Raw genomic sequence first — 26,933 nt, 5'->3', positions numbered from 1 at the left:
AGCGTCAGCGCTGCGTCGAGAACGCCTCGGGGTTCTCCTCGAGCCATGCGGTCACGGCCTCGGCCTCACGGCCCTCGCCGTACTCGTTGACCACGAGGTCTTCGAGCGAGCCGTACTGCGCGTCGTCGAGCTGGATCCCGGCGATGAGCTCAGCGGCATCCGGGTACTGCTCGGCGAAGCCGCTGGTCCCCAGGAAGTGCAGAGCCTCGGGCTCGCCCATCAGGCCCTGGGGGTCTTCGAGGTCCTTGACGTCGTAGGCGTCGTTGGCCCAGAAGGGACGCCACAGCGTCACGACGATGTCGTCCTGCGCCGCGATGGCGTTGTCGAGCTCGGTGAGCATCGCCGCGGTCGAGGAGGTGACGAGTTCGTACTCGCCGTCGAGACCGTAGCCGGGGAGCATGCTCTCCTGCGTCTGCTTGGTCAGACCCGCGCCCGGCTCGATGCCGTAGATGCGGCCGTCGAAGCGGGCGGCGTTGTCCTTCAGCTGCTCGATCGAGTCGATGTCGACGTAGCTGGGCACCGCGATCGTGAGCTTGGCGTTGTCGTAGTACGCGCCGAGGTCCTCGATCGAGTCGCCGAACTCCTCCATGTACGAGGCGTGGGTGAGCTCAGGCCAGGCCGAGGGGTAGACGTCGACGTCGCCCTGCGCGAGACCGGTGTAGAGCGGGCCGGCCTCGGTGAGGGTCTGCATCTCGACCGTGTAGCCGAGCTTCTCGAGCTGGTTCTCGAGCAGGTAGGCGGTGCTGAGGCCGTCGGTCCACGAGGGCAGGAAGCCGAGCGTGATCGTGCCCTTGTCGCCCGATCCGGCGTCGCCGCCCTCGGCCTGGTTGCCGCTGGCGCATCCGGCGAGCGCGAGTGCGCTGACGGCGCCGAGCGCGAGGGTGGTGGTGAGGTGTCGCTTGTTCATGTGAATGCTCTCTTTCCAGTTCCGTATGTCGTTTCTGTGACGCGTGAGGGGTCAGTTTCTGTCGCTTCGAGCGCTCTGAAGCGACACATTTTGACCCCTCACGCGCGCGGAGGACGGGCTATGCGCCCGTCGAGATCGGGGCACGTCGCGGGGATGCCGCCGCGGGTTCGGCCTCGGTGGTGGCACCCGGGATCGCCGTGGCCGTGGCCGACCGCTCCGCCCGGCGCCGAGCGAGCATCCCCCGCAGCGACGAGGGGTGCTCGGCGGGGCTGCCCAGGGCCGCGGTGAGGCGGTCGAGGTAGACGGCGAGGATGACGACACTGAGTCCGGCCTCGACGCCCTTGGGCAGGTTGACGGTCGAGATGGCCTCCACGACCTCCTTGCCCAGCCCATCGGCGCCCACGATGCCGGCGACGACCGCCATCGACAGCGCGAGCATGATGACCTGGTTGATGCCCGCCATGATCGTGGGCATCGCGAGGGGCAACTGGATGCCACGGAGGATCTGCCCCGGCGTCGCGCCGAACGCGTGGCCGGCCTCGACCGTCTCGGAGTCGACGCCACGGATGCCGAGCTCGGTCAGACGCACGCCGGGCGGCAGCGCGAAGATGACCGTCGAGACGACACCGGGCACGACACCGATGCTGAAGAACGTGATCGCCGGGATCAGGTAGACGAAGGCAGGCATCGTCTGCATGAAGTCGAGGACAGGCTTGAGGATCGCGCGCACGGTGGCGTTGCGCGCCGACCAGATGCCCAGCGGAACGGAGATCGCCACCGCGACGACCGCCGCCACGAGCACGAGCGCGAGGGTCTGCATGGCGCTGACCCACTGCCCCATGCCGAGGATCAGGGTGAACCCGACCACGGTGCCGATCGCGAGCTTCCACGAGCGCAGCACCCACGCCAGGAGCGCCGCGAGGACGATCACCACGACGATCGGGGCGCTCAGCAGCACGTCGCTGAGGCCGTCGACGAGGAAACGGACGGTCACGGCGATGATGTCGAGCAGGCCCGAGAGATTGTCGCGGATCCAGTCCACGCCGGAGTCGACCCACGAGCCGATCGGAATGCGGAAACCATCCATCAGCGCACCTCCTCGGTTCCGGATGCCACGGCTTCGCCGGCGAGCACCGCATCGATCTCCGCGGACGGCACGGGCTGCGGGAGCACGGTGATCTCCTCGGTGGCGGTGGAGCCGGGGCCGAGCGCGGCGAGCAGGGTCACGCGCGGAATGACGCCGCTCAGGCGCCCGTCCGCGTCGACCACGGCCAACGGGAGAGGGGACTCGAGAGCGGGAACGAACAGGTTCATGAGCACCTCGTCCTCGCGGACGCTGTGCGGGACGGGCTTGAGCTTGTTCAGCAGGGAGGTCTCGCCCGCGCGCACGAGCTTCACGGCGTCGCGGTCGGTGACCATCCCGAGGAGTCGACGGTCGCGGTCAGTGACGTAGACGGCCGACATGTAGGCATCGCGCATCTGTCGCAGAGCCGTGCGCGGTCCCGCCGCGGCATCCACCCGGGGGCGGGGGCGCTCCATGACGTTGGACGCGGTGAGCACGCGAGCGCGGTCCACGTCCTGCACGAATTGCTCGACGTAGTCGTTGGCGGGGTCGGTGAGGATGTCTTCGGGCGTGCCGATCTGAACGATCCGGCCGTCGCGCATGACCGCGATGCGATCACCGAGGAGCATCGCCTCGTTGAGGTCGTGGGTGATGAAGACGATCGTCTTCTTCAGCGTCCGCTGCAGCTCGAGCAGCTGCTCCTGCATCTCGCGACGGATGAGCGGGTCGAGCGCGCTGAACGCCTCGTCCATGAGCAGGATGTCGGTGTCGGCGGCGAGCGCGCGGGCGATGCCGACGCGTTGCTGCATTCCGCCCGAGAGCGCGGAGGGGAGCTTGTCGCCCCAGCCGTCGAGCCCGACGAGCGTGAGGATCTCCTCGGCCTTGGCCAGGCGCTCGGTCTTGCCGACGCCGCGGATCTCGAGGGGGTACGCCACGTTGGCGGCCACCGTGCGGTGCGGCAGAAGGGCGAAGTGCTGGAACACCATGGCGATGCGCTCGCGTCGGAGGGCACGCAGACGCGCGGTTCCCACTCCGGTGAGCGCGTCGCCCTGTACCTCGACGGTGCCGGCGGTGGCGTCGTGCAGGCCGTTGAGCATGCGGATGATGGTGGACTTACCGGAGCCGGAAAGGCCCATGATGACGAAGATCTCGCCGGGTTCGACGTCGAAGCTCGCGTCGATGACGGCCGCGGTCCCGGCGTCGCCGAGCTCGTCGCGTCGGGCTCCGGCGCGGAGCTTTTCGACCGCGGTCTGAGGGGCGCGGCCGAAGACCTTGAAGAGGTTCCTCGCCGCGATGGCATGCGGGTGGGTCACTGTGTGCACCTGGGCGGCCTCGGGTGGCCGCATCGGTCACGCCCGGGTGGCAGCCGTCCTGCGCCCGTCGGGGGCGAGCGCGTCGGCGCAGGATTCGGTTCCGGCGCCCGGGCCGCCGACCGTACGCTCGTCGCGTCAGCTCCCCCGAGCCGACACCGACGACCGCGGACTGGTCGGGTGGGCGGCCCAAAACGGGCCTCCACCAACCTTTCACGGTGATGGATCGGCTGGCAAATCACGTCGCCGCTTGCGATTCACGGCGGACCGTGGCACGCGCGCGCACATGGCGAACACCGTCCCGAGTCGACCTCGCGCGCGTGCGCCGATGTCAGCCCGGGCGTGTCGGGTCAGTCGGCCAGTGGCTGCGCCGCGGCCGACCGGTGGTGGCGAATCACCTCGGCGACGACGAAGTTGAACCACTTCTCGGCGAACTCCGGATCGAGGTCGGCCTCGGCGGCCAGACGCTTCAACCGGGCGATCTGCTGCTCTTCGCGAGAGGGGTCGGATGCCGGCATCCCGTGCTGCGCTTTGAGGACGCCCACCTGCTTCGTGCAGCGGAAACGCTCGGCGAGCAGGAAGATCAGGGCAGCGTCGATGTTGTCGATACTGCCTCGCAGGCCCTGCAGGATCGTCGTGGGGTCAGCGTCGGTCATTGGTCCTCCCGGGTCCTGACCCTATCGCGCGCCCACACGTGCGCGAGGGCACGCCCTACAGTGTGACCATGAGCCGTTCCACGCGCCCCGACCCCGCCGCCGAAGGCGCCAACGCCGGCGAGGTCACCTCGCGCGACCGACCCGTGTGGTCGGCGATCGCCCGCCCCTATGCGGCCGGGTTCTTCCTCACCCTCGGCGGCCTCACGGCGCTCCTGCTGGGCCTGGCGCTGTCGAACCTGTCGACAGTGCTCATCTACATCGCGATCGCGCTGTTCGTCGCCCTAGCGCTCGATCCGCTGGTGCGGATTCTCGTGCGCCGCGGGGTGTCGCGCGCGTGGGCGATCCTCATCGTCTTCGGTGGGCTGGCCGTCATCCTCGTGGCTGCCCTGTTGCTGCTCATCCCGCCCGTCGTGCGTCAGGTCGAGCAGTTCGTCACCGACATCCCGAACTTCGTCAACGACGTGATCGCCAGCGACGCCGTGCACTGGGTCCAGGACAACTTCGGCGACAGTCTCGGCGACATTCTGCGCGAGGTACAGGCCTTCTTCACCAACCCGGCGAACCTCAGCGCCATCGGCGGAGGGCTCCTGCAGGTCGGCGTCAATCTCGCCACCGGCATCTCGGGCGCGATCATCGTGCTCGTGCTGAGCCTGTACTTCTTGGCATCCCTGCCGTCGATGAAGAACTCGCTCGTGCGCCTGACCCCGGCACGCAGCCGCGAGACGGTGGCGCAGATGACCGGCCAGATCACCGAGTCGGTCGGTGGCTACCTCGCCGGCATGGTGATTCTGGCGCTGTTCAACTCGGTGTTCGCGTTCATCCTGCTCACGATCATCGGTCAGCCGTTCGCGGCGCTCCTGGCCGCCCTCGCGTTCGGCATCACGCTCATTCCGCTCGTGGGATCGGTGCTCTTCTGGGGCACGGCGACCGTGCTCACGCTCCTCGTCGATCCCGTCTCGGGCCTCATCTTCGGTGGCGTCTATCTGGTGTACATGCAGATCGAGGCATACGTTCTCACCCCGCGCGTGATGAACCGCACGATCTCGGTGCCCGGGTCGCTCGTGGTCATCGGCGCCCTCGTCGGGGGCACGCTCCTGGGCCTTCTCGGGGCGCTCGTCGCGATCCCGGTCACGGCCTCGGTGCTGCTGATCATCAAGCAGATCATCATCCCGCAGCAGGATGCCAAGAAGTAGGGGCCGGCTCGCGCGGAGGCGTCGCTGACCGGGCGCGTCCGCGCGGCTGAACGGCGTCGTTCGCTCAGCGCAGCGGCAGAAGGCGCGTCGGCGAGGGCGACGCCGTGCGGTGCCTCACGCGGCCGGGCACCCCGGTGCGCGGGTCGAGTGGCAGCGAGACGATCTCGTCGGCGAGCTGCCCCGCGACGAGCAGCGTGTCATTGACGACGACGTGGTGGCGCGGCCAGTGCGTGCCCGCGTCGGCGAGGGCGGTGAACTGCAGCGCCTCGCCCGCTCCGCGTACGGCGAGCACGCCGATCGTGTCACTCCCGCGGACGCCGGCGTACAGCGTGGCGCCGTCGCGGCTCGCGCACAGCTCGGCGGCGGTGTCGCCGTCGAGCGTTCCCGCGAGGGGCTGACCCGAGACGAGGCGCCAGTGGCCGGCGGCATCCGGGGCGAGCACGAACACCTCGCGGCTGAGTTCGGTCACGACGTAGAGGTGCCCGGAGGGATGCCACAGGCCGTGGCGCGGGCCACTGCCCTTCGGCAGAGCGACCTCCTGCCGAAGGCGTAGCCCCGCGGAAGTGGGTTCCCACAGGCGCACGAGGTCGAGGCCCATGTCGGTGGTGGCGAACGCTCCGCCGGGCAGGAAGATCGTCTCGTGCGCGCGGGAGACGCGCGCACCGGCGGCGGCCTCCTCGGACTCGGCGTCGGTCTCGGGCACCGCGTCGTAGGCGGGGATGAGGTGCCCGAACTCCTCGCCCGCCACCTCACGCAGAGCGCGCACGGCCGCGGCGAGATCAGGCACGGCGGCCCCGGACACGGCGGCGCCGGTCTCGACGAACGGCACGTCGGGGGCGGAGGCGTACGGGTCGGCGGCCGCGGGCGCGATCACCGGCGACGACGGTCGGCCCGAGGCATCCAGGGCGATGCGTACGACGCGCCCGTCACCCCAGCAGCTGGCGACGAGGAACGACGCGTCGGGCGCGACGGCGACGTGGCAGACGGCCGCACCGGCCGGGATCGGCGCACCGATCCGCGCGAGGCTCGTCTCACCCGTGCGACGGTAAGCCTGGACGGTGCCGTCGGACTCCAGCGCGGCGTACAGGATGTCGTGTCGCGGGTGCGCGGCGATCCATGACGGCGAGCCGGGGGCCGCAACGGCCGTGCCGACCATGCCGAGAGGACCGGACGCCCACACCGAGTCGGCGTCGCCCGCTTGCAGGATGCCGATGCCCTCGGCCGAGCCCGCGTCGGAGGCGTAGGCGCCGACCCAGAACCGCATATCAGTCGATGAGGTCGTGGCGGACGATGACCTGGTCGCGCGCCGGGCCCACACCGATGACCGAGATGCGCGTGCCGCTCATCTCTTCGAGCGCGAGCACGTAGTCGCGCGCGGTCTGCGGCAGGTCGTCGAACGTGCGCGCGGTCGAAATGTCTTCGCTCCACCCCGGGAGGTACTCGTAGATCGGCTTCGCGTGGTGGAAGTCGGTCTGGTTGACCGGGAGGTCGTCGTACCGCTCACCGTCGACGTCGTAGGCGACGCACACCGGGATCTGCTCGAGGCCGCCGAGGATGTCGAGCTTGGTCAGCACGAGGTCGGTGATGCCGTTGATGCGCGTGGCGTACCGGGTGATCGGGGCGTCGTACCAGCCGACGCGGCGGGGCCGCCCGGTGGTCGTGCCGAACTCGAAGCCGCGCGAGCGCAGCCAGTCGCCGCTCTCGTCGAACAGCTCGGTGGGGAAGGGCCCCGAGCCGACGCGGGTCGTGTACGCCTTGACGATGCCGACGATGCGGTCGAGGCGGTTCGGGCCGACGCCCGAGCCCGTCGCGGCGCCTCCGGCCGTGGCCGACGACGACGTCACGAACGGGTAGGTGCCGTGGTCGACGTCGAGCATGGTGGCCTGGCCACCCTCGAAGACGACGACGTCGCCGCGGTCGAGCGCGTCGTTGAGCAGCAGGGAGATGTCTTTGACCATGGGGCGGACGCGCTCGGCGTACGAGAGCAGGTCTTCCACGATCTCGTCGACCGTGATCGCACGGCGGTTGAAGACCTTCACCAGCAGGTGGTTCTTCTGGTCGAGGGCGCCCTCGACCTTCTGCCGGAGGATGTTCTCGTCGAACAGGTCTTGCACGCGGATACCGACACGGTTGATCTTGTCGGCGTACGCGGGGCCGATGCCGCGACCGGTCGTGCCGATCATGCGCTTGCCGAGGAAGCGCTCGGTCACCTTGTCGAGCGTGCGGTGGTACTGCGTGATGATGTGCGCGTTGGCGCTGATCTTGAGGCGGCTGGTGTCGAGGCCACGGGCGTTGAGCGCCTCGAGCTCGTTGAAGAGCACCTCGAGATCGACCACGACACCGTTGCCGATCACCGGGGTGACGCCGGGCGAGAGGATGCCGCTGGGCAGCAGGTGCAGCGCGTACTTCTCGTTGCCGATGACGACGGTGTGGCCGGCGTTGTTGCCGCCGTTGAACTTGACGACCCAGTCGGTGCGCTCACCGAGCAGGTCGGTGGCCTTGCCCTTGCCTTCGTCGCCCCATTGGACGCCGACGATCACGATTCCGGGCATGTGCGCTCCTCGCGTGTTATCCGGCGGTACACCCCATCCTATCGAGCAGCCCCGACCCTCCCCTCCGCAACTGTCCACAGGCCCGTCCAGCGCTTACGCGCAATCACTAACCTGACCCCATGCTCCGTTCCCCCGCCTGGGCCACCGGCTGGACCGCTCTGCGTCTGGCGATGGCCGCGCTCATCACCGCCGCGCTCATCGCCCAGTTCATCTCCACCGTTTCCGGTGCCGCCGCCGACGGCCGTGACGTACCGACGACGATCGCGAACTTCTTCAGCTACTTCACGATCCTCTCCAACACCGCCTCGGCCGCCGTTCTGGCCGTCGCGGCGCTGTGGTTCCTCCGGCGCGGTCGGAAGATCGCGCCCGAGCCACCGGTGGTCGCGGTGGTGCTGGCCTGGGTCACGACGTACATGGTCATCACGGGCGTGGTCTACAACACCCTGCTCCGCGCGATCTCGGTCGGACCCGACACCGTGGGCTGGTCCAACGAGGTCATGCACGTGTGGGCCCCCCTGTTCCTGCTCATCGACCTCTTCGTGGCGCCGTGTCGCCGCCGCCTGCCGTGGGGCGCCGCCGCGGGGGCCGCGATCTTCCCGCTGGTGTGGGTCGCGTACACGCTCGTACGGGCCCCCCTCGTGACCAACCCCACGAACGGGCTGCCGTACTGGTACCCGTACCCCTTCCTCGACCCGAACGGCGCCGGGTGGGGCAGCGTCGCCGGTTACATCGTCGGCATCGCGATCGGGATCATCGTCGTCGCCGTGGGGGCGGTCGCGGTCGGCCGAGCCCGCGGCATCCGCTCGGCCTGACCGCGCGGGGGCGGCGGGCGTCGTACTCTAGGGCGCGTGCGTACGCGTCTGATCTCGGCGACTCTCGCCGCCGCCGCCCTTCTCGTCCTCACCGGTTGCGCCGGAGGCTCGGGAGGCGAAGCCGAACCCTCGACACCGACGTCGGCGAGCGCCGACGGCTGCGCCTATCCGGCCGCCGGTCAGGCCGAGCGGTCCGTCTCACCGCCCACCGCCGGCGAGGAGCCCACGGGCGACGTCTCCGCCGTGCTGCAGACGTCGGCGGGAGACATCCCCCTGACCCTCACGGCGGACCGCACCCCGTGCACCGTCGGGAGCTTCGTGTCGCTCGCCGAGCAGCAGTACTTCGACGACACCCCCTGCCACCGCCTCACCACGCAGGGCATCTTCGTGCTGCAGTGCGGTGACCCCAGTGGCACCGGCACGGGCGGCCCCGGCTACCGCTTCGGCGACGAGCTCGACGGCAGCGAGACCTACCCCGCCGGCACGGTCGCCATGGCCAACGCCGGACCGGGGACGAACGGGTCGCAGTTCTTCCTCGTGTACGAAGACACCGAGCTGCCGCCGAACTACACGGTCTTCGGCAGCCTCGCCCCGGAGGGACTCGAGGTGGTCCGGACGATCGCGGCCGACGGCACCGCGACGGGCGGCGGCGACGGCGCTCCGGCGACCCCCGTCACGATCACCGGCGTCACGATCGGCTGACCCCGCTCACGGCGTAGGGGCGCGGCATCCGTCCCCCATAGAATCGACGGCATGTCCAAGGTCCTCCAGTCCCTTCCCGTCGGCGAGCGCGTCGGCATCGCCTTCTCGGGTGGTCTCGACACCTCCGTGGCTGTCGCGTGGATGCGCGACAAGGGCGCCGTGCCCTGCACCTACACCGGCGACCTCGGGCAGTACGACGAAGACGACATCGCCTCGATCCCGGGCCGGGCGACGCAGTACGGTGCCGAGATCTCGCGCCTGGTCGACTGCAAGACCGCCCTGGTCGAAGAGGGCTTCGTCGCCCTCGCCTGCGGCGCATTCCACATCCGCTCGGGCGGACGCACCTACTTCAACACCACGCCGCTGGGTCGCGCTGTGACCGGCACCCTGCTCGTGCGCGCCATGAAAGAAGACGGCGTCGACATCTGGGGCGACGGCTCCACCTACAAGGGCAACGACATCGAGCGGTTCTACCGCTACGGGCTGCTGGCCAACCCCGCACTGCGCATCTACAAGCCGTGGCTCGACGCGGACTTCGTCACCGAGCTCGGCGGGCGCAAAGAGATGAGCGAGTGGCTCGTCGCGCACGACTTCCCCTACCGCGACAGCGCAGAGAAGGCCTACTCGACGGATGCCAACATCTGGGGCGCCACCCACGAGGCGAAGACGCTCGAGCACCTCGACGTCTCACTCGAGACGGTGGAGCCCATCATGGGCGTCCGGTTCTGGGACCCCGAGGTCGAGATCGAGACCGAAGACGTCACGGTCGTGTTCGAAGCCGGTCGCCCCGTCGCCATCAACGGCACGCGCTTCGACGACCCGGTGGCCCTCGTCCGCGAGGCCAACGCGATCGGCGGCCGCCACGGCCTGGGCATGAGCGACCAGATCGAGAACCGCATCATCGAGGCCAAGTCGCGCGGCATCTACGAGGCGCCCGGTATGGCGCTGCTGTTCATCACGTACGAGCGCCTGGTCAACAGCATCCTGAACGAAGACACCCTCGCCACCTACCACGAGCAGGGCCGCCGCCTGGGCCGCCTCATGTACGAGGGACGCTGGCTCGAGCCGCAGTCGCTCATGCTCCGCGAGTCGATCCAGAAGTGGGTCGGGTCGACCATCACGGGCTCGGTCACCCTGCGCCTGCGCCGCGGCGAGGACTACACGATCCTCGACACCGTGGCATCCGGTATGTCGTACTCGCCCGAGAAGCTCTCGATGGAGCGCGTCGGCGACGCCGCGTTCGGCCCCGTCGACCGCATCGGCCAGCTCACCATGCGCAACCTCGACATCGCCGACTCGCGCGCGCGTCTCGAGCAGTACGCGGCCCTCGGCCTCATCGGCGGCCCCACCGGCGAGCTCGTCGGCGACGTCACCGCCGGCGGCGCGCGCGAGATCATTGAGCCGGCCACCCCGCTCGACGCGGCCGGCGAGCGCCTGGCCGGCGCGACGGATGCCGCGGGCGAGTCCGCGGCGTTCGAGTCCGGCACCGACTGACCTCGCTTGGGAGAGGACGGTCGGCGGTCCGGCGCCGCGCCCCCGCGGAGGCGGGGCGTCACGATACTCCTGATCGCCCGGTCGCGCGTGCCCGTGCGACGACCGCGTCACGGCGTTTAGGGTGGCACGCATGCCGAATCCGCCTGAGCCCGACGACGCGGAGAAGCCCTCGTCCCCCACGCAGTTGCGCGCGCAGACCTGGCGCTATGCGCTCCGGCGCACCGTGAGTGGCTTCATCGACGACGCCGGCGTCGATGCCGCCGCGTCGTTGACGTTCTTCAGCGTCCTCGCGATCTTTCCCGCGGGCCTGGCAGTCATGGCAGTCGTGGGCGTGATCGGCGACAGCGCGGAGGTGCGCCAACGCCTGCTGTCGATCTTCGATTCCGTCGCCCCGCAGGCCGTCACGGAGACGGCAGAGACCATTCTCACGAGCGTCTCCGGTTCCTCCGGCGTCGACATCACCCTGTTCGTGAGCGTTGCGGTGGCCCTGTGGTCGGCGTCGATCTATGTCAGCGCCTTCGGCCGACGCGTCAATCGCATCTACGGTGTCGACGAAGGGCGCCCGTACTGGAAGCGCAAGCCGCTCCAGCTCGCGCTGACCGTCGTGCTGCTCGTGGCGGTCATGGTCATGATCGGCGTGGTGATGCTGTCGACCCCCGTGCTGCGCGCCATCGGCTCTTTCGTCGGCTTCGGCGACGCGGCGATCGAGGTGTGGAGCATCGCCCGATGGGGGGTCTTCGCGGTCGCGGCGGTGTCGGTGATCGCGGTGCTCTACAAGGGCACGGGCAACGTCCGTCTGCCGCGGTTCCGCTGGCTGGGGCTGGGCGCGCTGCTGGCACTGCTCGTGATGGGTGCCGCGTCGGCCGGATTCGCTTTCTACGTCGCGAATTTCGCTCGCTACAACGCGACCTTCGGCGCCTTCGCGGGCGTCACGATCTTCCTGATCTGGCTGTTCCTGGTCAACATCGCGCTCCTGATCGGCGCGGAATTCAACGCGCAGGTGGAGCGGGGGCGGGAGTTGCAGGCCGGAATCCCTGCCGAAGAGCACCTGCAGCTGCCGTTGCGCGACACCTCGGGTATCGAGCGCCGCGAGCGCGCCGCGCGCATCACCCTCGAGCGGGGCATCCTGCTTCGCCAGGGCCAGCAGCTTCCCCCGCGGCCAGACTCACCGCTCACGCGCGGCCGGGCGTGGGTACGTCGCGTGTGGGCGCGGGTCCGAGGCGGATCGGAATAACTTGCACACCGTAGTGCATTTTCGTACTACGATCGACGTTCGTGAGCAGCCCCCTCCGTCGCCGTGACGCCAGAGAGAACCGCGCCGGCATCGTCGATGCCGCCACCGCGGCCATCGGCCACGACCCCCACGCCTCGATCACGACGATCGCGCGCCGCGCGGGCCTGTCACGCCGGGCCCTCTACGGTCACTTCGATGACCGAAACGCGATCGTGCGCGAAGTGATCGCCGCGGGCGCCGCTCGATTCAACGCGATCGCCGATCGCATCGACGACGCCGACTCCCGGGTTGCGCTCGCGCGCCTCACCTCCGACCTCTGGGACGAAGCCGCGCACGTGCAGGCCGCCGCTGCCCTCGCCCTCGACGACACGCACCTGGCCGACACCTCGGCAGCCCTCGCCCCCCTGCGCCGACGCATCGACGCGATCGTCCGCCGCGGGCAGGAGGCGGGCGAGCTGCGGACCGACCTTCCCGCCCCCACGCTCGCGCGCCTGCTCGAAGAGACCGGGCGCACCGTGGTCGCCCGCGTCGACGCCGAATCGGCGACCGCGCGCGCGATCGCCGTGAAATCGGTGCTCGGCATCGCCGGGCTGTCGTGGACCGAGGCGCGCGACCTGCTGGCCCAGCACCCCGACCTGGAGGCGCAATGAGAATCGTGCTCGACGCGGTCGCGAAGGGGCGCGCGCAGCGCGCGTTGCCCACGACCTCGACGTCGTTCGAGACCGGGCGGGCGACCCTCGTCGTCGCCGAGACGGAGCAGCGTCCCACGGTGCTGGGGCTCGTGGCATCCGGTCGCATGAAGATCGACAGCGGCACCGTGACGATCGACGGACGCACGGATGCCGGAGCGATCCGCCGTCGCGTCGCCCTCGTTGACGCTCCCCTCGTGTCGGAGCCCGAACCCAACGTGACCGTGACCGGCGTCGTCGCCGAAGAGCTGATGTTCGCCGGCCACCCGCCGACCCCGTTCGCCGCGGGGCGGTGGCTCGAGGGCATCGGGCTCGAGTCGCTGGCATCCCTGCCGATCGGCAACGTCGAACCCGCGCAGCGCGTGCGACTGCTGCTCGAACTCGCCGCCCTGCGCGCCGGGGTCGAGGGGCTCGTGCTCGTCGCGCCCGACCGCCACGGTGGCGAGCCGCACGGCTGGTGGCGCATCGCGCAGGAGTTCGCGGAGCGCGGGTACGCGGTGCTCGTCGTCGCCGGGCGGGCGTCGCAGACCGCCGTCGCCGCGCTCGACGAGAACGCGCGCATCGACCAGAACGTTCGCCCGCACGAGAGCGCCCCCGGAGACGAGAGCGCGCACGAAGACGAGAGCGCCCCCGAGGCCGAGAGCGCCCCCGTCTCGAGCGACCGCGAGGAGGACGCCCGGTGAAGATCCCCCAGATGATCGCGGCGGAGCTGCGCCGCCTGACCTCCACCCGCATGGCGGTACTCGCCCTCGTCGCGCTGCTGGCCGTGCCGATCCTGTACGGCGGGCTCTACCTGTGGGCGAACCAAGACCCGTACGGCAACCTCACGAGCGTCCCCGTCGCTCTCGTCGTCGAGGATCAGGGCGCCGAGGTGAACGGGCAGCAGCGGAACCTCGGCGACGAGGCGGCCGACCAGCTGCTCGAGAGCGACACGTTCGAGTGGCACCGGGTCTCGGCCGGCGACGCAGCGACGGGTCTCGAGCGCGGCGATTTCGACTTCACCGTCACCCTCCCCGCCGACTTCACCGATGCGGTCGCCTCCCTCTCGAGCGACTCCCCGCGTCAGGCCGACATCGAGCTCCGCACCAACGACGCCAACAACTACCTCGCCTCCACGATCGGCACCCAGGCCGTCGCCCGCATCCAGGCCTCGGTGGCGCAGAAAGTGGTCGACGAGGCCGGACTCAGCCTGCTCGACGCCCTGCACACGATTCGCGTGAGCCTCGTGGATGCCACGAGCGGAGCGACGCAACTCGTCGACGGCCTCGGCACCGCGAAGTCCGGCTCGGCACAGTTGGCCTCCGGCTCCACACAGCTCGCCGATGGCACGGCGCAGCTGTCGACCGGCGCCGCGCAGCTGCGTGACGGCACCGCCCAGCTGCGCGACGGTGCGGCACAGGTCGCCGACGGCGCGCAGCAGGTCGCGGGCGGCGTCGATCGCGTGGACGCTGCCGCCCGGCAGGTGGGGGCGGTCGCCGCGGATGCCGCATCGCTGCTGCCGCAGGCGCGCTCCGACATCGCGCAGGCCCTGGCCGACGCGGGTCTCGACCCGCAGCAGATCGACGAGGTCCTCGCCCGCCTCGACCCCGTGGGGCAGCGCATCGCGACCGCGAACGCCCGCGTGCAAGACACCGTGGACCAGATCAACCGCCTCGACGACGGCGCCCGTCGGGTCGCCGACGGCAGCGCCGCCCTGTCCACGGGCGCGTCGACGGCTGCCGACGGCGCCGCCGCCCTCGCCGACGGCGCCGCCACCGCCGCCACCGGTGCCGCACAGCTCCGCGACGGAGCCGCCCAGCTCGACGGCGGCCTCGCGCAACTCTCCGGCGGCGCCACCCAACTGCGCGACGGCCTGGCGTCGGGGGTCCAGCAGATTCCCGACTCCGACGAGGCCACCCGCCACGCGCAGGCCTCGACGATCTCCGACCCCGTGAGCGTGGGGTCGAGCTCGGTCACGCGGGCGCAGAACTACGGCGCGGGTCTCGCCCCGTTCTTCGCGGCCCTGGCCGGCTGGATCGGCATCTACGCGCTCTTCCTCATCGTCAAGCCCGTCTCCCACCGTGCGGTCACGGCGCTGCGCTCGCCTGTCCGGGTCGCCCTCGCGGGGTGGCTCACCCCCGCCGGCCTCGGTGCCGTGCAGATGGTGGGGCTGTTCACGGTGCTCGCCGTCGCGCTGCAGTTCTCGTTCGCGAATCCGTTGGCGGCCCTCGGCATCCTGCTCTTCGCCTCGGCGACGTACGCGGCGATCGTGCTCGCACTGAACGTGTGGCTCGGCTCGGTCGGGCAGTTCCTCGGCCTCGTGCTGATGGTGCTGCAGCTGGTCACCGCCGGTGGCACGTTCCCCTGGCAGACGCTCCCCGCCCCGCTCGCAGCTCTGCACCACGTGCTGCCCATGGGGTACGTCGTGGATGCCATGCGCCAGGTGATGTACGGGGGCGACATCGGCCGCGTGGGTCCCGATCTGCTGGTGCTCGCGGCGTGGCTCGTGGGCGGTGTTCTCCTGGCCGCGCTGGGCGTGACCCGCATGACGCACCACCGAACGCTCCGCGACCTGCAGCCGAGCCTCATCGGCTGAGCGACGGCGCGCGGGCGGCCCCGCCGCGTCGTAAAGTCGGTGCAGACGACCGCGAGGGGATGCCATGACCGCCCGCAACACCCGGCTGATGCACTGCACTCCCGACGACCTGTTCGCGGTTCTCGCGGACGGATGGCTCTACCCGGTGTGGGTGGTCGGGGCCGCGCGCATGCGGGGCGTCGATCCGGAGTGGCCGCAGGAGGGCGCCCGCCTTCACCACTCTCTGGGGGTGTGGCCGGTGATGGTGCACGACACCACCGAGATGGTCGAGTGGGATCCCCCGCGCCGGGTGCGGCTGCGACCCAAGGCCGGGCCGCTGGGTCGCGGTGTCATCCGGATCGACGTGCGCCCGCACGGTGACGGCATCGCGGTCACGATCGCGGAGGAGGCGGTCTCCGGGGTGCCGGCGGCCCTGCCGGCCGTCGTGTGGTCTCCGGTGCTCCGCCTGCGCAATCACGAGTGCCTGAACCGGCTGGCGTTCCTCGCCGAGGGCCGGCGGGCCGAGCGCGAGGCGGGCGAGCTGGAGGCCCGCACGCACACCCCCGACCCGGCCGAGGGCGAGGCCTCACCGCAAGCCGAGGAAGACACCGCCGACGCCGAGGTGTGAGGGCGCGGAACCGCGCACGCGCGGGGGCCCTCTGCCCCTATAGTTGACAAAAGACAACTTCTTTTCGGTGCCGATGACACCCGTCCTCCCGGCCCCGATCGCGCACGCCCCTGGCGTGGCACCCCTTCCCGGCCCCTCCCGCCTTGATGAGGAAACGTGACTGCTGCTGCCGTGTCGACCCCGACCGTCCGAAACACCCCGGTGATGAGCCATCGTGAGATCTTGCTCGTCATCTTCGGGCTCATGGCGGGCATGTTCCTGTCCGCGCTCGACCAGACCATCGTCGGCACCGCGATTCGCACCATCGGCGACGACCTCAACGGCCTCAGCCAGCAGGCGTGGGTCACCACGGCGTACCTGATCGTGTCGACGATCGCGACGCCGATCTACGGCAAGCTCTCCGACATCTTCGGCCGGCGGCCGCTGTTCCTCATCGCCATCGTCATCTTCATCCTCGGCTCGATCGCGGCGAGCTTCTCGAGCTCGATGGTCGAGCTCGCCGCCTTCCGCGCGATCCAGGGCCTGGGCGCCGGCGGACTGATGTCGATGCCACTGGCGATCATGGGCGACATCCTCGCCCCTCGCGAGCGCGCGAAGTACCAGGGGTACTTCCTCGCCGTCTTCGGCGTCTCGTCCGTCATCGGCCCCCTCGTCGGCGGCCTGTTCGCCGGGGCGAACGAGATCCTCTTCATCGCCGGCTGGCGATGGGTGTTCCTCATCAACGTGCCGATCGGCCTCGTCGCCCTCGCCATCGTCCTGCGCTTCCTGCACATCCCACGCCACCCCCGCGGCGCGGTGCGCATCGACTGGTTCGGCGCCGCGGCGGTCATCATCGCGCTCGTGCCGCTGCTCCTCGTGGCGGAGCAGGGCCGCGAGTGGGGCTGGACCTCCCCCATCGCCCTCGCCTGCTACACCGTCGGGGGTCTCGGCATCCTGGCCTTCATCCTCATCGAGCGCACGATGAAGGACGACGCGCTCATCCCGCTGAAGCTGTTCCGCTCGTCGACGTTCTCGATGGCCACCGTGATCGGAATCTTCGTCGGGTTCGCCATGTTCGGCGCGATGCTCACCCTGCCGCTGTACCTGCAGCTGGTGCTGGGGTCCAGTCCGACCGAGAGCGGATTCCAGCTGCTGCCGATGATCCTGGGGCTCATGATCTCGTCGATTGTGAGCGGCCAGATCATCTCCCGCACGGGGCACTATCGGATCTTCCCCACCATCGGGACGTTCTGCATGGCGCTCGGCTTCTTCACACTGACGCTCGTGCGCTACGACACCTCGTACTGGCAGATCGCCGGCTCGATGCTGCTCATCGGGCTCGGTCTGGGCCAGCTGATGCAGACCCTCACCATCGCGTCGCAGAACTCGGTCGGACCACGGGACATCGGCGTCGCGACCTCGGCATCCACTTTCTTCCGTCAGATCGGCGGCACCCTCGGCACCGCCGTGCTGCTGTCGCTGCTGTTCTCGCTGGTGCCCGTCAACCTGCAGGCGAACTTCCGCGACCAGGCAACGCTCACCGCGGCTCTGGACGCCGCCCTCGATCCCACCGTCGCCTCCGCGCCGGCGAACCAGGGCATCATGCAGAAGGTCTACGACCCGTTCGTGCAGACGGTGTCCGAGGGCGCTCTCACGGGGGCGCAGAACGGTATCGAGCAGGCCAAGACGGCGGCCGCAAACGCTGTCGCGCAGCAGGTCGCGGCCGGCACGATCCCCGCCGGTGCGCAGGAGCAGGCCACCGCAGCCGCGCAGGCCCAGGCGATCGCCCAGGTCGGCGCCGCGATCGAACAGCAACTCCCGGTCGCGCGCGTCGCCGCCGACGGCACCGTGACGCTGGACTTCACGGATGCCACCGCGCGCGGGGTCTTCGTCGACCAGGCCGTGTCGCAGATCATCGACGGAATGTCGGGATCGTCCGAGTCGTCGTTCGACAACAGCACGATGGACGACACGTCGTTCCTCAACGGCGCGGACCCGCGACTGACCAAGCCGCTGCTGGTGTCGTTCAACGAGTCGACCATCAGCGTCTACTGGGTCGGGATGGCCGTCTCCCTGATCGCCTTCGTGCTCACCCTCTTCTTCCGCACGCCGCCGCTGCGCCAGAAGTCGGCGCTGCAGGAGGCACACGACGCCGAGCGGGAGCCCGAACCCATCGCGCTCGGCTGACGCGCACGGCGGGTTCGCCCGACCCCATCGCGCTCCGCTGGCCCGCACGGCGGGTTCGCCCGACCCCGATAAACGCTCTCCGCGGCGAGAAATGCGCCGACACCGCGTGTCTCGCCGCGGATCGCGTTTATCGCGCGACAAGCCGGGGCAGACGCCTCAGTTCTCGGGGCGGGAGGGCGCGGCGATCGAGCCGCCCTCCTCGGTGCGGTGCTGCAGTTGGTCGACATATAGCCCCGCCTCGTCCATCGTGCGGTTGCGGTACGCGGCCCGGCCCACCATGTGCGCCGCGAGCGGAGCGGTGGCGAACTGGATCAGGACGATCGGGATGCCGAAAGCCAGCGCCTCCCAGGTGCGCAGCGACAGCACGATGGCGGTGACGATGAGCAAAACACCCAGCACCTGCGGTTTGGTCGAGGCGTGCAAGCGAGTGGGCACGTCGGCCCAGCGGACCAGACCGATCGCGGCGGTCAGACACAGCACGGCGCCGATCAGCGCGAGCACCAGCGCGACGATGTCGAGCACGGATTCCAGGGTCACCGGGGGTTCTCCTTCCGCGCGACGAACCGCGCCACGGCGATCGACCCGAACACCCCGACCGCGGCGATGATGAGCATCGTCGGCAGCGAGCGGGTGTGGTGGTTGATGACCATGTCGGCCCCGAGGATGCACAGCACCTCGGTGAGCAGCACGTCGGCCGCGACCGCGCGGTCGAGGATCGACGGGCCGATGGCCAGGCGGATGAGCGCCAGCACCGCGGCGGCGGCGAAGACGATCAGGATGATGACGACGAGGGCGGTCATATCGGGGTCCGTCCGTCGCGGGGCGAGGCCGCCCCCTCGTGGGTGCGAGGATCCGCCTCGGCGATCTGGCGGCGGAGGTCGTCGAGATGCTCGCGCGATCCCACCGCGCGCGTAATACGCGCCTCCCACCCGAGCACGACGCGCCGGTGGTGGTCGACGTCCCGGTCGTCGCGGATGCCGATCGTGTGGAGGAAGAGGATGCGACCTTCGCGGTCGACGTCGATGATGAGCGAACCCGGGATGAGCGAGGCCGTCACCGCGGTGTGAGCCATGATGACGTCGTCGTCGACCCGCAGCGGCACCGCGATGATCGCCGCTCCCGGCGGTCGTCGCACATCCAGCACCTGCCACGCCACGATGAGCGAGCCGCGAACCACTGCGCCGAGGAAGGTGACGACGAACACGAGGCCGTACCAGAGGTTCAAGCGTCCCGAGAGATCGACCGGGGGAAGCCGGAACACGCGCGTGACGAAGACGGCGGCCACCAACCCAGTCAAGAAGGCGAGCCAGGTGAGTTGCCCCCACAGCAGCATCCACAGCGCGATCAGGATCGCGAGGAACGGAAGCTGCTGCAGGTAGTACCCGAACTGCATCCGGCGACTGGGGCTCATCGCTGCTCCACCTCCTCGGTGATCTGCGTCAGCGTGATGCCCTCCGTGATGCGCTCACCGGCACGCAGGCAGACGTCGAGCAGCGGACCCGCGAACACCGTCAGCGCCACGGTGACCGCGACCATGCCCATCGTCGCCGCCGTCATGATGCGCGGGATCGTCCGGCGCTGGGTCGAAATGGATGCCGCCGGCGCGTTGCCCAGGTACGCGATGCGCTCCGAGGTCTCGGCGGAGTCGTTCTCTTCGCGCCAGAACGACAGGTTCCACGCGCGCATGAGGGCGTACAGCGTGAGGATCGATGTGGCGATGCCGCCGACGATGAGCACCATCATCACGGGGGTACCCACCTGCGCCGCGGCGTCGAACAGCGCGTACTTGCCGATGAAGCCCGAGAACGGCGGCAATCCGCCGAGGTTGATCGCCGGAATGAAGTACAGCACCGCCAGCAGGGGGGCCGCTCGCATGAGGCCCTTGACCTTGAGAATCGACGTGCTGCCGGCCCGGCGTTCGATGAGGCCCACAGCCAGGAAAAGGGTCGTCTGCACGATGATGTGGTGGACGATGTAGTAGATCGTCGCGCCAACGGCCAGCGGGGTGTTGATCGCCAGGCCGAAGATCATGTAGCCGATGTGGCTGACGAGCGTGAACGACAGGATGCGCTTGAGCTCGGCCTGCGCCACCGCCCCCAGGATGCCGACGATCATCGTCGCGAGAGCGACCATCATCAGCAGGAAGTTCAGGTCGTTGTCGACGAACAGCTGGGTCTCGGTGCGGATGATCGCGTAGACGCCCACCTTGGTGAGCAGCCCCGCGAACACCGCCGTCACGGGAGCGGGGGCCGTGGGGTAGGAGTCGGGCAGCCAGAACGAGAGCGGGAACACGGCCGCCTTGATCGCGAACGCGAGCAGCAGCATGAGGTGCAGGATCGTCTGAATGTCCTGCGGGAGCAGCGCCATGCGTTCGCTGATCTGCACCATGTTGACGGTGCCGAGCGCGCCGTAGACCATCGCGATGGCGGAGAGGAACAGGATCGACGACACCAGCGACACGACGATGTAGACGACGCCGGTGCGAATGCGCGACTCCGTGCTGCCGAGGGTGATGAGAACGTACGAGGCGACGAGCAGGATCTCGAAGCCCACGTAGAGGTTGAACAGGTCGCCGGCGATGAAGGCGTTGAAGATGCCCGCGCCGAGGATGAGATACGCCGGGTAGAAGATCGACACGGGGGTGTCGACGTCGTTGTCGGCCGCCCCCTGTCCGATCGAGAAGAGCAGAACGGCGAGCAGAACGATGCTCGTCACCATCACCAGCAGCGCGGCCAGCACATCGACATACAGCACGATGCCGAGGGGAATCGGCCACCCCGCGATTGCGACGGCGATCGGGCCCTGGGTATCGACCACCACCAGCAGGATCGCGCCGAGCACCATCACGGTGGCCAGCGACACCACGGATACAACGACCTGCGTCTTCTTCCGGCGGCCGAAGACGAGGTTGATGGCGGCCCCGATGAGGGGGATGCCGACGAGCAGGGGGACCAGGGCGCTCAGGAGCGATCACCGTCCTCGGGGTCTCGGGGATCGCTCTCGGGGTCGTGGACGTCGTCCTGCGCGGGGGGCGCGGCGTGGTCGGGGCGCGACCGGCGCACGGCGACCCGATCGACCGGCGCGTCGTCGACCAGCGTCGACAGGTCGCCCTGGTGCAGCACGCGCAGGGGCGAAGCGACGTCTCCGACGAAGTCGGTCGTGACGTCGTCGTCGTCGGAGCGGGACTCCTCGTCGATGGCGTCTTCGGGTTCGAACGCGGTGCGCTCGCGGATCGCGAGGTCTTCGGCGTCGTCGATCACGGTGTCGGCCTGACCGAGCTGCCATGAGCGATAGATCAGCGCGAGAAGGAACGCCGAGATACCGAAGGTGATGACGATGGCCGTCAGCATCAGAGCCTGCGGCAGTGCGTCGGCCATGTCGGCGGGGTCGGTCTCTCCGCCGTCGTAGAACGGCGCGAGGGCAGGGCGCCCCATCACGATGAGCAGCAGCAGGTTGGCCGCGTTGCCCAGCAGGAGGAACCCGATGAGCACGCGGGTGAGGCTGCGCTCGAGCATGGCGTAGACACCGCACGCGAAGAGCACCGCCATGACGACGACGAGCACGAGGGAAATGGTCATTGCACCGTCACCGTCCCCGTGTCGACGGAGTCCTTGGACTGTCGGTCGACCTCTGCCCCCAGGCTGCGGAGCACATCGAGCACGAGGCCGATCACCACGAGGTAGACGCCCACGTCGAAGATCGTGCTGGTCACGAACTCCCAGTGCCCGATCAGCGGCAGTTCGCCCTCGAACGTGAAGCTCTGGAGCGGAGCGAAGCCGAGGAACAGCGGCACGATCGCGCAGAGCACCGCGATCGCCATTCCGGCGCCCAGCAGTCGGCCGGCGTCGGTGGGTGCGGCGGCTCCGAGCTCCCAGCGCCCGCCGGCGATGTACCGCATCACCAGGCCCATTCCGGCGACCAGACCGCCGGCGAAGCCCCCACCGGGAAGGTTGTGTCCGGCGAAGAGCAGGTAGAGCGAGACGATCATGATCGCGTGGAAGAGCACCCGGATGATGATCTCCATCAGGATCGAGCGGTTCTCGGGCTGCACCTTGGCGCCCGAGACGAGCCACGCCCGCGGCGCATCGCCCTCGCCCGCGCGCTGCGCGCGCACGCCACTGTCGGTCTCGATCAGCGGGCGCCGACGAGCGAGCCCCACGCGACTCCGCGCGGTGCCCGATTGGCGCGCCAGGTTGTCACTGCGGTCGGTGATGAAGACGAGGGATGCCACGCCCGTGGCCGCCAGGATGAGCACCGACAGCTCGCCCATCGTGTCCCACCCGCGCAGGTCGACCAGCGCCACATTGACGACGTTGCGCCCGTGGCCGATCTCGTACGACAGCGGCGGCCACTGGAGCGAGATCGGGAGGTCTTGCCGGGCGCCGGTGGCGACCACGGCGACGAGCGCCATGGTGAGTCCGACACCCACACCCAGCGCCGCGCGGGCGAGGGGGGCGACGGAGGCATTGTGTTCGCCCATGCGGGCGGGAAGCCGACGCAGGACGAGTGCGAAGACGACGAGCGTGACGGTCTCGATGAGCACCTGTGTCAGAGCGAGGTCGGGGGCGCCGCCCGTCCCGAACAGCACGACCATGCCCAGACCCGTCACCGAGACCAGGGCAACGCCCGTGAAGCGCTTTCGCGCGCGCACGGCGAGAATGCCGGCGGCGATCATGATCGGGGCCGCAATGAGCTGGGAGGGCGACTGCCACGCGTCGAGTTCGGCACGCCACTCGTCGGAGGCCACGAGCGCCGTGCCCTCGGCCACCACGAGCACGACGAAGATCGTGCCGACGTAGAAGGGCAGTGATCCGCGCTGGAAGCGCGCCGTGGTCCATTCCGAGGCGCGGTCGATCCCGCGCAGCGTGGCGTTGTAGACGTCGTTGGCCGTGAAAGGCAGCACGCGGCCGCGTCGATGCAGCTGCGTGCGCCGGACGAGCCAGAAGATAACGGCGCCCAGGGCCAGGGTGCCGAGCGAGAGGAAGAGCGCGGGCTCGAGACCGTGCCACAGCGCGAGGTGGTACGGGTATTCGGGTGCCGGAACGCCCGCGGTCGCCTCGGGGAGCTCGTCGGCGTAGGGCGTGAGCCACCCGTCGACGACGGGCGCGAGGAAGCCGAGCGCGAGCGAGGCTGCGGCCAGCAGCACCGGGGAGGCGAGGAAGCCGATCGGCGGGTCGGGCCACTCGGTCGGCTCGGCCCCGCGCTTGGTCCAGAACGCACCCCAGAGAAAACGGATGCCATAGGCCGCCGTGAGCGCCGATCCGGCGACGACTCCCACCAGCGCGACGATCCCCCACACCGCTCCGCCCGTGGCCTCGTGCCAGAGGGCCGTGAGCGCCGTCTCTTTCGCCACGAACCCCAGCGTCGGGATCACCCCGGCCATGGACGCGATGACGATGAAGGTGGCCGTGGCCATCACCGGAGCCTGGCGCCCGAGCCCCGACAGCTCGCCGACATCGCGGGTGGACAGCTGACGGTCGATGACGCCGACGACGAGGAACAGGCACGACTTGAACAGCGCGTGGCTGAGCAGGAGGGCGACGCCGGCGAGGGCGGCATCCCGTGTTCCGTAGCCGAGCATCACGATGAGGAATCCGAGCTGGCTGACGGTCCCGAAGGCGAGGACGCGCTTGAGGTCACGCTCGCGCAGGGCCTGGAAGCCGCCGAGCAGCATCGTGAACACACCCAGGGTGATGAGCGTGGGCCGCCAGAGAGGCGTGTCGGCGAACCCGGGGGCGAGCCGAGCGACGAGGTAGATGCCCGCCTTGACCATCGCCGCGGCGTGCAGGTACGCACTGACCGGGGTAGGTGCCGCCATGGCGCCGGGGAGCCAGAAGTGGAACGGGAAGATCGCGGACTTGCTGAGCGCCCCGACGAGCAGGAGGAGGACGGCGATATCGACGACCGGCCCGACCGGGGGGTCGGCGAGGATCGCGGACAGGCTCGTCGTGTCGGCCTGCACGACGATCAGCACGACGCCGATGAGCATCACGAGGCCGCCGAGCGTGGTCACCAGCAGCGCCTGGAGGGCAGCACGACGGCTGGCCGCGCGGCCGTGGTAGTAGCCGATGAGCAGATACGACAGCACGCTCGTGACTTCCCACAGCATGATCAGCACGACGATGTCGTCGGTGAGCACGAGGCCGTACATCGCCCCGGCGAACGCCAGAAGCACCGCCGAGAACTGCCCGACGCCCTCGGTCTTGCCGCGGAAGTACCAGCGGCAGTAGAGCATGACGAGAGCGCCGACCCCGGTGACGACCAGCGTCAGGAGCCAGCCCAGCGCATCCATGCGCATCGAGAGCGAGATGCCGAGGCCGGGGATCCAGGAGTATTCCTCGAACGGAATGTCACCGGCGAAGACGGCGGGCGCCTGCACGATCGCGAACGCGAACGCGAGCGCCGGGAGGACGGCCGCAACGTAGAACGCTCGGGGGCCGATGCGCGCCACCAACAGGGGCAGCAGCAGCGGGACGAGGGCGAAGGCGCCGAGGAATGCCAGCAGAGTAGGCCTCCTCGGGGTCGACGGGCAAAAAAGCCCGGGCTCTCGGGGTGTTGGCTTCTATTCTACCGGGAGCATCCGTCGAACCGGGCCTCGGATCTCATGTGGTACGCGGCGGTGCGGTCGTCGTCCCCGCACGGAAGGCGCACGTCAGATCGAGACCGGCCGGTGTCGCGCCCTCGATCATGGCGGCGACGGCCTCGCCCGCGGCGCGGCCCTTCGCGGTGGCCGGCTGCACGAGCGTGGTGAGAACGTGGGGGGCCAGACCATCGACGACCACGCCGTCGAAGCCCGTCACGCTCACGTCACGAGGGACCTGCAGTCCCGCTTCCTCGGCGGCGCGAATGACGCCGGCCGCGAGCAGGTCGGTCTGCGCGATCACCGCGGTCGGGCGGCGAGCGGGATCGGCGAAGATCGCTCGACCGGCGATCGCGCCCTCGTCGATCGAGCTGGTGGCGGCGGCGAAGGCCGGCGCGGCGGGAAAGACCTGACGCGCGCCGACGAGCCGGTCGGCGGTGACATCGGCGCTCACCACCGCATCAGCGGCGACCCACCCACGGCGCCGCTCGATGTCGACCGGGAGCGTGACGAGCACGACATCACGATGGCCGAGTTCGGCGACATACCGGGCGGCCTCGCGCTGGGCCTCGACATTGTCGAGCAGCACCCGCGGTACTCCTTCGCCCGCGTCCCCTTCGATGACGACGACCGGGATGCCGCGTGCGCGGACGATCTCAAGCGAATCGCGCATGCGCGGGCTGCAGCCCACCAACACGGCGGCATCGATCGGGGCGGTGTGCAGCGACGGTTCGCTCACCGTCTCGCCATCGTCGCGGAGGAGGAGCAGCGCGGCGCCGAGCCGGGAGACGCCGTCGGCCAGACCGTCCATCATGTGAGTGGTCACGGGATCGAGGAACGCCGTGCCGAGGTGCTGGTCGAAGACCACGCCGACGATGCCCGAACGGCCGCGGCGGAGCGACGCGGCCCGGGGGTCAGGCCCGGTGTAGCCGAGCTTCTCGGCCGCGGCGATCACGCGGGCGCGCGTCGCCTCGGACGTCGGGGTCTTCCCGCTGAAGACGACCGACGCCGTCGACGGCGAGACGCCCGCCTCTCGGGCGACGTCGCTGATGGTGGCGCGGCGCGTGCTCACCGCCCGATCGTACCTCCCGGGAGCCCCCGCGGTTCGAATCGATTCGAGTCCGGGTCGCCGTCATCGATACTCTGAGCGCATGGATCCCGTGCTCACCCGCTCCCGCCTCGTGCGCTGGTACGTCGCCATCTGCGCGATCTTCCTCGCGAGCGGCTTGAGCATCTCGACGTGGGCGTCGCGCGTCCCCGCGATCCGCGAGGCGCTCGGCATCGAGAACTCCGGCGTGGGGCTGCTGCTGCTCGGGATGGGAGTGGCATCCATTCTCGGGCTGTCGATCGCCCCGGCGGTCATGGCCCGGCTCGGCGCACGGCGGGGCATGTTCGCCGCCCTGATCTCGGTGGCCGTGGGTGTCACGATCATCGGTTTCGGCTCGGACGGCGTCTCGCTCTTCGGCGTGGTCCTCGTGGGCCTGGTGCTGTTCGGGTTCGGCAACGGCGCGGTCGATGTGATGATGAACGTCGAGGGCGCGGCGCTCGAGAAGGCCACCGGCCGCACCGTCATGCCCCTCCTGCACGCGTTCTTCAGCTTCGGCACCGTGATCGGCGCCGGGATCGGCTTCCTCGCGGTGAGGGGGGACGTCGCTGTCGTGACGCACGGCGTCATCATGGGCGTCGTCATCGCCGTGGTGGCCCTCGCGGCGATCGCGAACGTCCCCGCGCGCGAGGTCGCTCTGGATGCTCCCGCCGCCGAGCAGCGCGCGCACTGGCGCGAACGCCTGCACACTTCGCTCGCCGCCTGGCGGGAGCCGCGCACCTACACGCTGGGCGTCATCATGCTCGGCATGGCCTTCGCCGAGGGCAGCGCCAACGACTGGCTCCCGTCGGCCGTCGTCTTCGGGCACGGCGCTCCCGAGGAGGCCGGCCCCGCCGTGCTGGCCGTCTTCTCGATTGCCATGACCCTGGGCCGCCTCGTCGGGGGGCCCGTCGTCGACCGCTTCGGGCGTGTGTGGGTGCTGCGCGTCCTGGCGGTCACGGCCGCCGCGGGACTGTTGCTCTTCATCGTCGCCCCGTTCGGGCCGCTCGTGTACGCCGGCGCGGCCCTGTGGGGACTCGGCGCGTCGCTCGGATTCCCGATCGGCATGTCGGCCGCCGCCGACGACCCCGCGAAGGCGGCCTCGCGCGTCGCCGCGGCCGCCACCATCGGATACGTCGCCTTCCTGTGCGGGCCGCCCATCCTCGGATGGATCGGCGACCACATCGGCCTGCTGAACACCCTGCTCATCGTGGTCGGGTTGATCGTGGCATCCGGGCTCTTCTCGGGCGCGGCCAAGCCCCTCGTGGTCGCCGACGACGCGGAGGCTGAGCCCACCCGGCGCGCGTGA

General features: G+C 70.0%; 24 protein-coding genes. 11 read left to right on the top strand and 13 right to left on the bottom strand.

Annotation, left to right across the window (positions count from 1 at the left end; all coding sequences use genetic code 11):
* Positions 1-4: 4 nt before the first annotated feature.
* The 4 genes from ACU6WY_RS00420 to ACU6WY_RS00405 all read right to left on the bottom strand — a co-directional run bounded on the left by ACU6WY_RS00420 (position 5) and on the right by ACU6WY_RS00405 (position 3,936).
* Complete coding sequence (locus tag ACU6WY_RS00420; protein ID WP_483820519.1) at positions 5-907, bottom strand: glycine betaine ABC transporter substrate-binding protein; 903 nt, start codon at positions 905-907, stop codon at positions 5-7.
* 118 nt (positions 908-1,025) lie between these two features.
* The gene (locus ACU6WY_RS00415) at positions 1,026-1,994 is read right to left on the bottom strand and encodes an ABC transporter permease (RefSeq protein ID WP_483820518.1); all 969 of its coding nucleotides are present in this window, start codon (positions 1,992-1,994) and stop codon (positions 1,026-1,028) included.
* Positions 1,994-3,316: a quaternary amine ABC transporter ATP-binding protein gene (locus ACU6WY_RS00410; protein ID WP_483820517.1), complete on the bottom strand. Its 1,323-nt coding sequence runs from the start codon at positions 3,314-3,316 to the stop codon at positions 1,994-1,996. Before ACU6WY_RS00410 ends, ACU6WY_RS00415 begins: the two co-directional genes overlap by 1 nt.
* Before the next feature lie 314 nt (positions 3,317-3,630).
* Positions 3,631-3,936: a chorismate mutase gene (locus ACU6WY_RS00405; RefSeq protein ID WP_483820516.1), complete on the bottom strand. Its 306-nt coding sequence runs from the start codon at positions 3,934-3,936 to the stop codon at positions 3,631-3,633.
* A 68-nt stretch (positions 3,937-4,004) separates the two neighbouring features.
* Here ACU6WY_RS00405 and ACU6WY_RS00400 point away from each other — a divergent pair, with 68 nt between their 5' ends.
* Positions 4,005-5,129 (top strand): AI-2E family transporter, encoded by a 1,125-nt coding sequence (locus tag ACU6WY_RS00400; protein ID WP_483820515.1) that lies wholly within the window; start codon positions 4,005-4,007, stop codon positions 5,127-5,129.
* Positions 5,130-5,193: 64 nt separating this feature from the next.
* On the opposite strand, the gene ACU6WY_RS00395 is transcribed toward ACU6WY_RS00400, so the two are convergent.
* Positions 5,194-6,393, bottom strand: coding sequence for a lactonase family protein (locus tag ACU6WY_RS00395; protein WP_483820514.1), 1,200 nt, complete (start codon positions 6,391-6,393; stop codon positions 5,194-5,196).
* Between the two features lies 1 nt (position 6,394).
* On the bottom strand, positions 6,395-7,681 hold the full coding sequence (locus ACU6WY_RS00390) for an adenylosuccinate synthase (protein ID WP_483820513.1): 1,287 nt from the start codon (positions 7,679-7,681) through the stop codon (positions 6,395-6,397).
* A 119-nt stretch (positions 7,682-7,800) separates the two neighbouring features.
* On the opposite strand from ACU6WY_RS00390, the gene ACU6WY_RS00385 reads away from it, so the two are divergent.
* From ACU6WY_RS00385 to ACU6WY_RS00345, 9 genes are all read left to right on the top strand, one after another.
* On the top strand, positions 7,801-8,493 hold the full coding sequence (locus ACU6WY_RS00385) for a Pr6Pr family membrane protein (protein ID WP_483820512.1): 693 nt from the start codon (positions 7,801-7,803) through the stop codon (positions 8,491-8,493).
* A 36-nt stretch (positions 8,494-8,529) separates the two neighbouring features.
* Positions 8,530-9,195: a peptidylprolyl isomerase gene (locus tag ACU6WY_RS00380; protein WP_483820511.1), complete on the top strand. Its 666-nt coding sequence runs from the start codon at positions 8,530-8,532 to the stop codon at positions 9,193-9,195.
* 51 nt (positions 9,196-9,246) lie between these two features.
* Positions 9,247-10,689, top strand: coding sequence for an argininosuccinate synthase (gene argG / locus ACU6WY_RS00375; protein WP_483820510.1), 1,443 nt, complete (start codon positions 9,247-9,249; stop codon positions 10,687-10,689).
* 130 nt (positions 10,690-10,819) lie between these two features.
* A complete protein-coding gene (locus tag ACU6WY_RS00370) occupies positions 10,820-11,923 on the top strand; it encodes a YihY/virulence factor BrkB family protein (protein WP_483820509.1) in 1,104 nt (367 codons plus the stop codon).
* 41 nt (positions 11,924-11,964) lie between these two features.
* Positions 11,965-12,573, top strand: coding sequence for a TetR/AcrR family transcriptional regulator (locus tag ACU6WY_RS00365; RefSeq protein ID WP_483820508.1), 609 nt, complete (start codon positions 11,965-11,967; stop codon positions 12,571-12,573).
* Positions 12,570-13,295, top strand: a complete 726-nt coding sequence (locus tag ACU6WY_RS00360) for a hypothetical protein (RefSeq protein WP_483820507.1) — start codon at positions 12,570-12,572, stop codon at positions 13,293-13,295. The genes ACU6WY_RS00365 and ACU6WY_RS00360 overlap by 4 nt, the downstream gene beginning before the upstream one ends.
* Positions 13,292-15,187: a YhgE/Pip family protein gene (locus tag ACU6WY_RS00355; protein WP_483820506.1), complete on the top strand. Its 1,896-nt coding sequence runs from the start codon at positions 13,292-13,294 to the stop codon at positions 15,185-15,187. The genes ACU6WY_RS00360 and ACU6WY_RS00355 overlap by 4 nt, the downstream gene beginning before the upstream one ends.
* A gap of 64 nt (positions 15,188-15,251) precedes the next feature.
* Complete coding sequence (locus ACU6WY_RS00350; RefSeq protein ID WP_483820505.1) at positions 15,252-15,794, top strand: SRPBCC family protein; 543 nt, start codon at positions 15,252-15,254, stop codon at positions 15,792-15,794.
* A gap of 204 nt (positions 15,795-15,998) precedes the next feature.
* Entirely contained in the window at positions 15,999-17,960 is a 1,962-nt protein-coding gene (locus ACU6WY_RS00345) for an MDR family MFS transporter (RefSeq protein ID WP_483821938.1), read from the top strand.
* A gap of 156 nt (positions 17,961-18,116) precedes the next feature.
* Here ACU6WY_RS00345 and mnhG read toward each other — a convergent pair whose 3' ends face one another.
* From mnhG to ACU6WY_RS00310, 7 genes are all read right to left on the bottom strand, one after another.
* Positions 18,117-18,491 (bottom strand): monovalent cation/H(+) antiporter subunit G, encoded by a 375-nt coding sequence (gene mnhG, locus ACU6WY_RS00340; RefSeq protein ID WP_483821937.1) that lies wholly within the window; start codon positions 18,489-18,491, stop codon positions 18,117-18,119.
* Positions 18,492-18,493: 2 nt separating this feature from the next.
* Positions 18,494-18,760 carry an MrpF/PhaF family protein gene (locus tag ACU6WY_RS00335; protein ID WP_483820504.1) on the bottom strand — a complete coding sequence of 89 codons (267 nt, stop codon included), beginning with the start codon at positions 18,758-18,760 and terminating at the stop codon, positions 18,494-18,496.
* Positions 18,757-19,371, bottom strand: a complete 615-nt coding sequence (locus tag ACU6WY_RS00330) for a Na+/H+ antiporter subunit E (RefSeq protein ID WP_483820503.1) — start codon at positions 19,369-19,371, stop codon at positions 18,757-18,759. Before ACU6WY_RS00330 ends, ACU6WY_RS00335 begins: the two co-directional genes overlap by 4 nt.
* The gene (locus tag ACU6WY_RS00325) at positions 19,368-20,924 is read right to left on the bottom strand and encodes a Na+/H+ antiporter subunit D (RefSeq protein WP_483821936.1); all 1,557 of its coding nucleotides are present in this window, start codon (positions 20,922-20,924) and stop codon (positions 19,368-19,370) included. Before ACU6WY_RS00325 ends, ACU6WY_RS00330 begins: the two co-directional genes overlap by 4 nt.
* Positions 20,921-21,538: a Na(+)/H(+) antiporter subunit C gene (locus ACU6WY_RS00320; RefSeq protein WP_483820502.1), complete on the bottom strand. Its 618-nt coding sequence runs from the start codon at positions 21,536-21,538 to the stop codon at positions 20,921-20,923. Before ACU6WY_RS00320 ends, ACU6WY_RS00325 begins: the two co-directional genes overlap by 4 nt.
* Positions 21,535-24,465: a Na+/H+ antiporter subunit A gene (locus tag ACU6WY_RS00315; RefSeq protein WP_483821935.1), complete on the bottom strand. Its 2,931-nt coding sequence runs from the start codon at positions 24,463-24,465 to the stop codon at positions 21,535-21,537. The genes ACU6WY_RS00320 and ACU6WY_RS00315 overlap by 4 nt, the downstream gene beginning before the upstream one ends.
* Positions 24,466-24,562: 97 nt before the next feature.
* Positions 24,563-25,612 (bottom strand): LacI family DNA-binding transcriptional regulator, encoded by a 1,050-nt coding sequence (locus ACU6WY_RS00310; RefSeq protein ID WP_483820501.1) that lies wholly within the window; start codon positions 25,610-25,612, stop codon positions 24,563-24,565.
* Positions 25,613-25,691: 79 nt separating this feature from the next.
* Between ACU6WY_RS00310 and ACU6WY_RS00305 the strand changes: the two genes are divergently transcribed.
* Positions 25,692-26,933 (top strand): MFS transporter, encoded by a 1,242-nt coding sequence (locus ACU6WY_RS00305; RefSeq protein WP_483820500.1) that lies wholly within the window; start codon positions 25,692-25,694, stop codon positions 26,931-26,933.

The sequence above is a fragment of the Microbacterium sp. ZW3a genome, from assembly GCF_057167165.1.
This window is presented reverse-complemented; position numbering and strand designations above follow the sequence as displayed.

Excerpts from the sequence above, each read along its gene's own strand:
- ACU6WY_RS00420 (WP_483820519.1), bottom strand. The coding sequence starts at position 907 with ATGAACAAGCGACACCTCACCACCACCCTCGCGCTCGGCGCCGTCAGC.
- ACU6WY_RS00415 (WP_483820518.1), bottom strand. The coding sequence starts at position 1,994 with ATGGATGGTTTCCGCATTCCGATCGGCTCGTGGGTCGACTCCGGCGTG.
- ACU6WY_RS00410 (WP_483820517.1), bottom strand. The coding sequence starts at position 3,316 with ATGCGGCCACCCGAGGCCGCCCAGGTGCACACAGTGACCCACCCGCAT.
- ACU6WY_RS00405 (WP_483820516.1), bottom strand. The coding sequence starts at position 3,936 with ATGACCGACGCTGACCCCACGACGATCCTGCAGGGCCTGCGAGGCAGT.
- ACU6WY_RS00400 (WP_483820515.1), top strand. The coding sequence starts at position 4,005 with ATGAGCCGTTCCACGCGCCCCGACCCCGCCGCCGAAGGCGCCAACGCC.
- ACU6WY_RS00395 (WP_483820514.1), bottom strand. The coding sequence starts at position 6,393 with ATGCGGTTCTGGGTCGGCGCCTACGCCTCCGACGCGGGCTCGGCCGAG.
- ACU6WY_RS00390 (WP_483820513.1), bottom strand. The coding sequence starts at position 7,681 with ATGCCCGGAATCGTGATCGTCGGCGTCCAATGGGGCGACGAAGGCAAG.
- ACU6WY_RS00385 (WP_483820512.1), top strand. The coding sequence starts at position 7,801 with ATGCTCCGTTCCCCCGCCTGGGCCACCGGCTGGACCGCTCTGCGTCTG.
- argG (WP_483820510.1), top strand. The coding sequence starts at position 9,247 with ATGTCCAAGGTCCTCCAGTCCCTTCCCGTCGGCGAGCGCGTCGGCATC.
- ACU6WY_RS00370 (WP_483820509.1), top strand. The coding sequence starts at position 10,820 with ATGCCGAATCCGCCTGAGCCCGACGACGCGGAGAAGCCCTCGTCCCCC.
- ACU6WY_RS00360 (WP_483820507.1), top strand. The coding sequence starts at position 12,570 with ATGAGAATCGTGCTCGACGCGGTCGCGAAGGGGCGCGCGCAGCGCGCG.
- ACU6WY_RS00350 (WP_483820505.1), top strand. The coding sequence starts at position 15,252 with ATGACCGCCCGCAACACCCGGCTGATGCACTGCACTCCCGACGACCTG.
- ACU6WY_RS00345 (WP_483821938.1), top strand. The coding sequence starts at position 15,999 with ATGAGCCATCGTGAGATCTTGCTCGTCATCTTCGGGCTCATGGCGGGC.
- ACU6WY_RS00335 (WP_483820504.1), bottom strand. The coding sequence starts at position 18,760 with ATGACCGCCCTCGTCGTCATCATCCTGATCGTCTTCGCCGCCGCCGCG.
- ACU6WY_RS00330 (WP_483820503.1), bottom strand. The coding sequence starts at position 19,371 with ATGAGCCCCAGTCGCCGGATGCAGTTCGGGTACTACCTGCAGCAGCTT.
- ACU6WY_RS00320 (WP_483820502.1), bottom strand. The coding sequence starts at position 21,538 with ATGACCATTTCCCTCGTGCTCGTCGTCGTCATGGCGGTGCTCTTCGCG.
- ACU6WY_RS00305 (WP_483820500.1), top strand. The coding sequence starts at position 25,692 with ATGGATCCCGTGCTCACCCGCTCCCGCCTCGTGCGCTGGTACGTCGCC.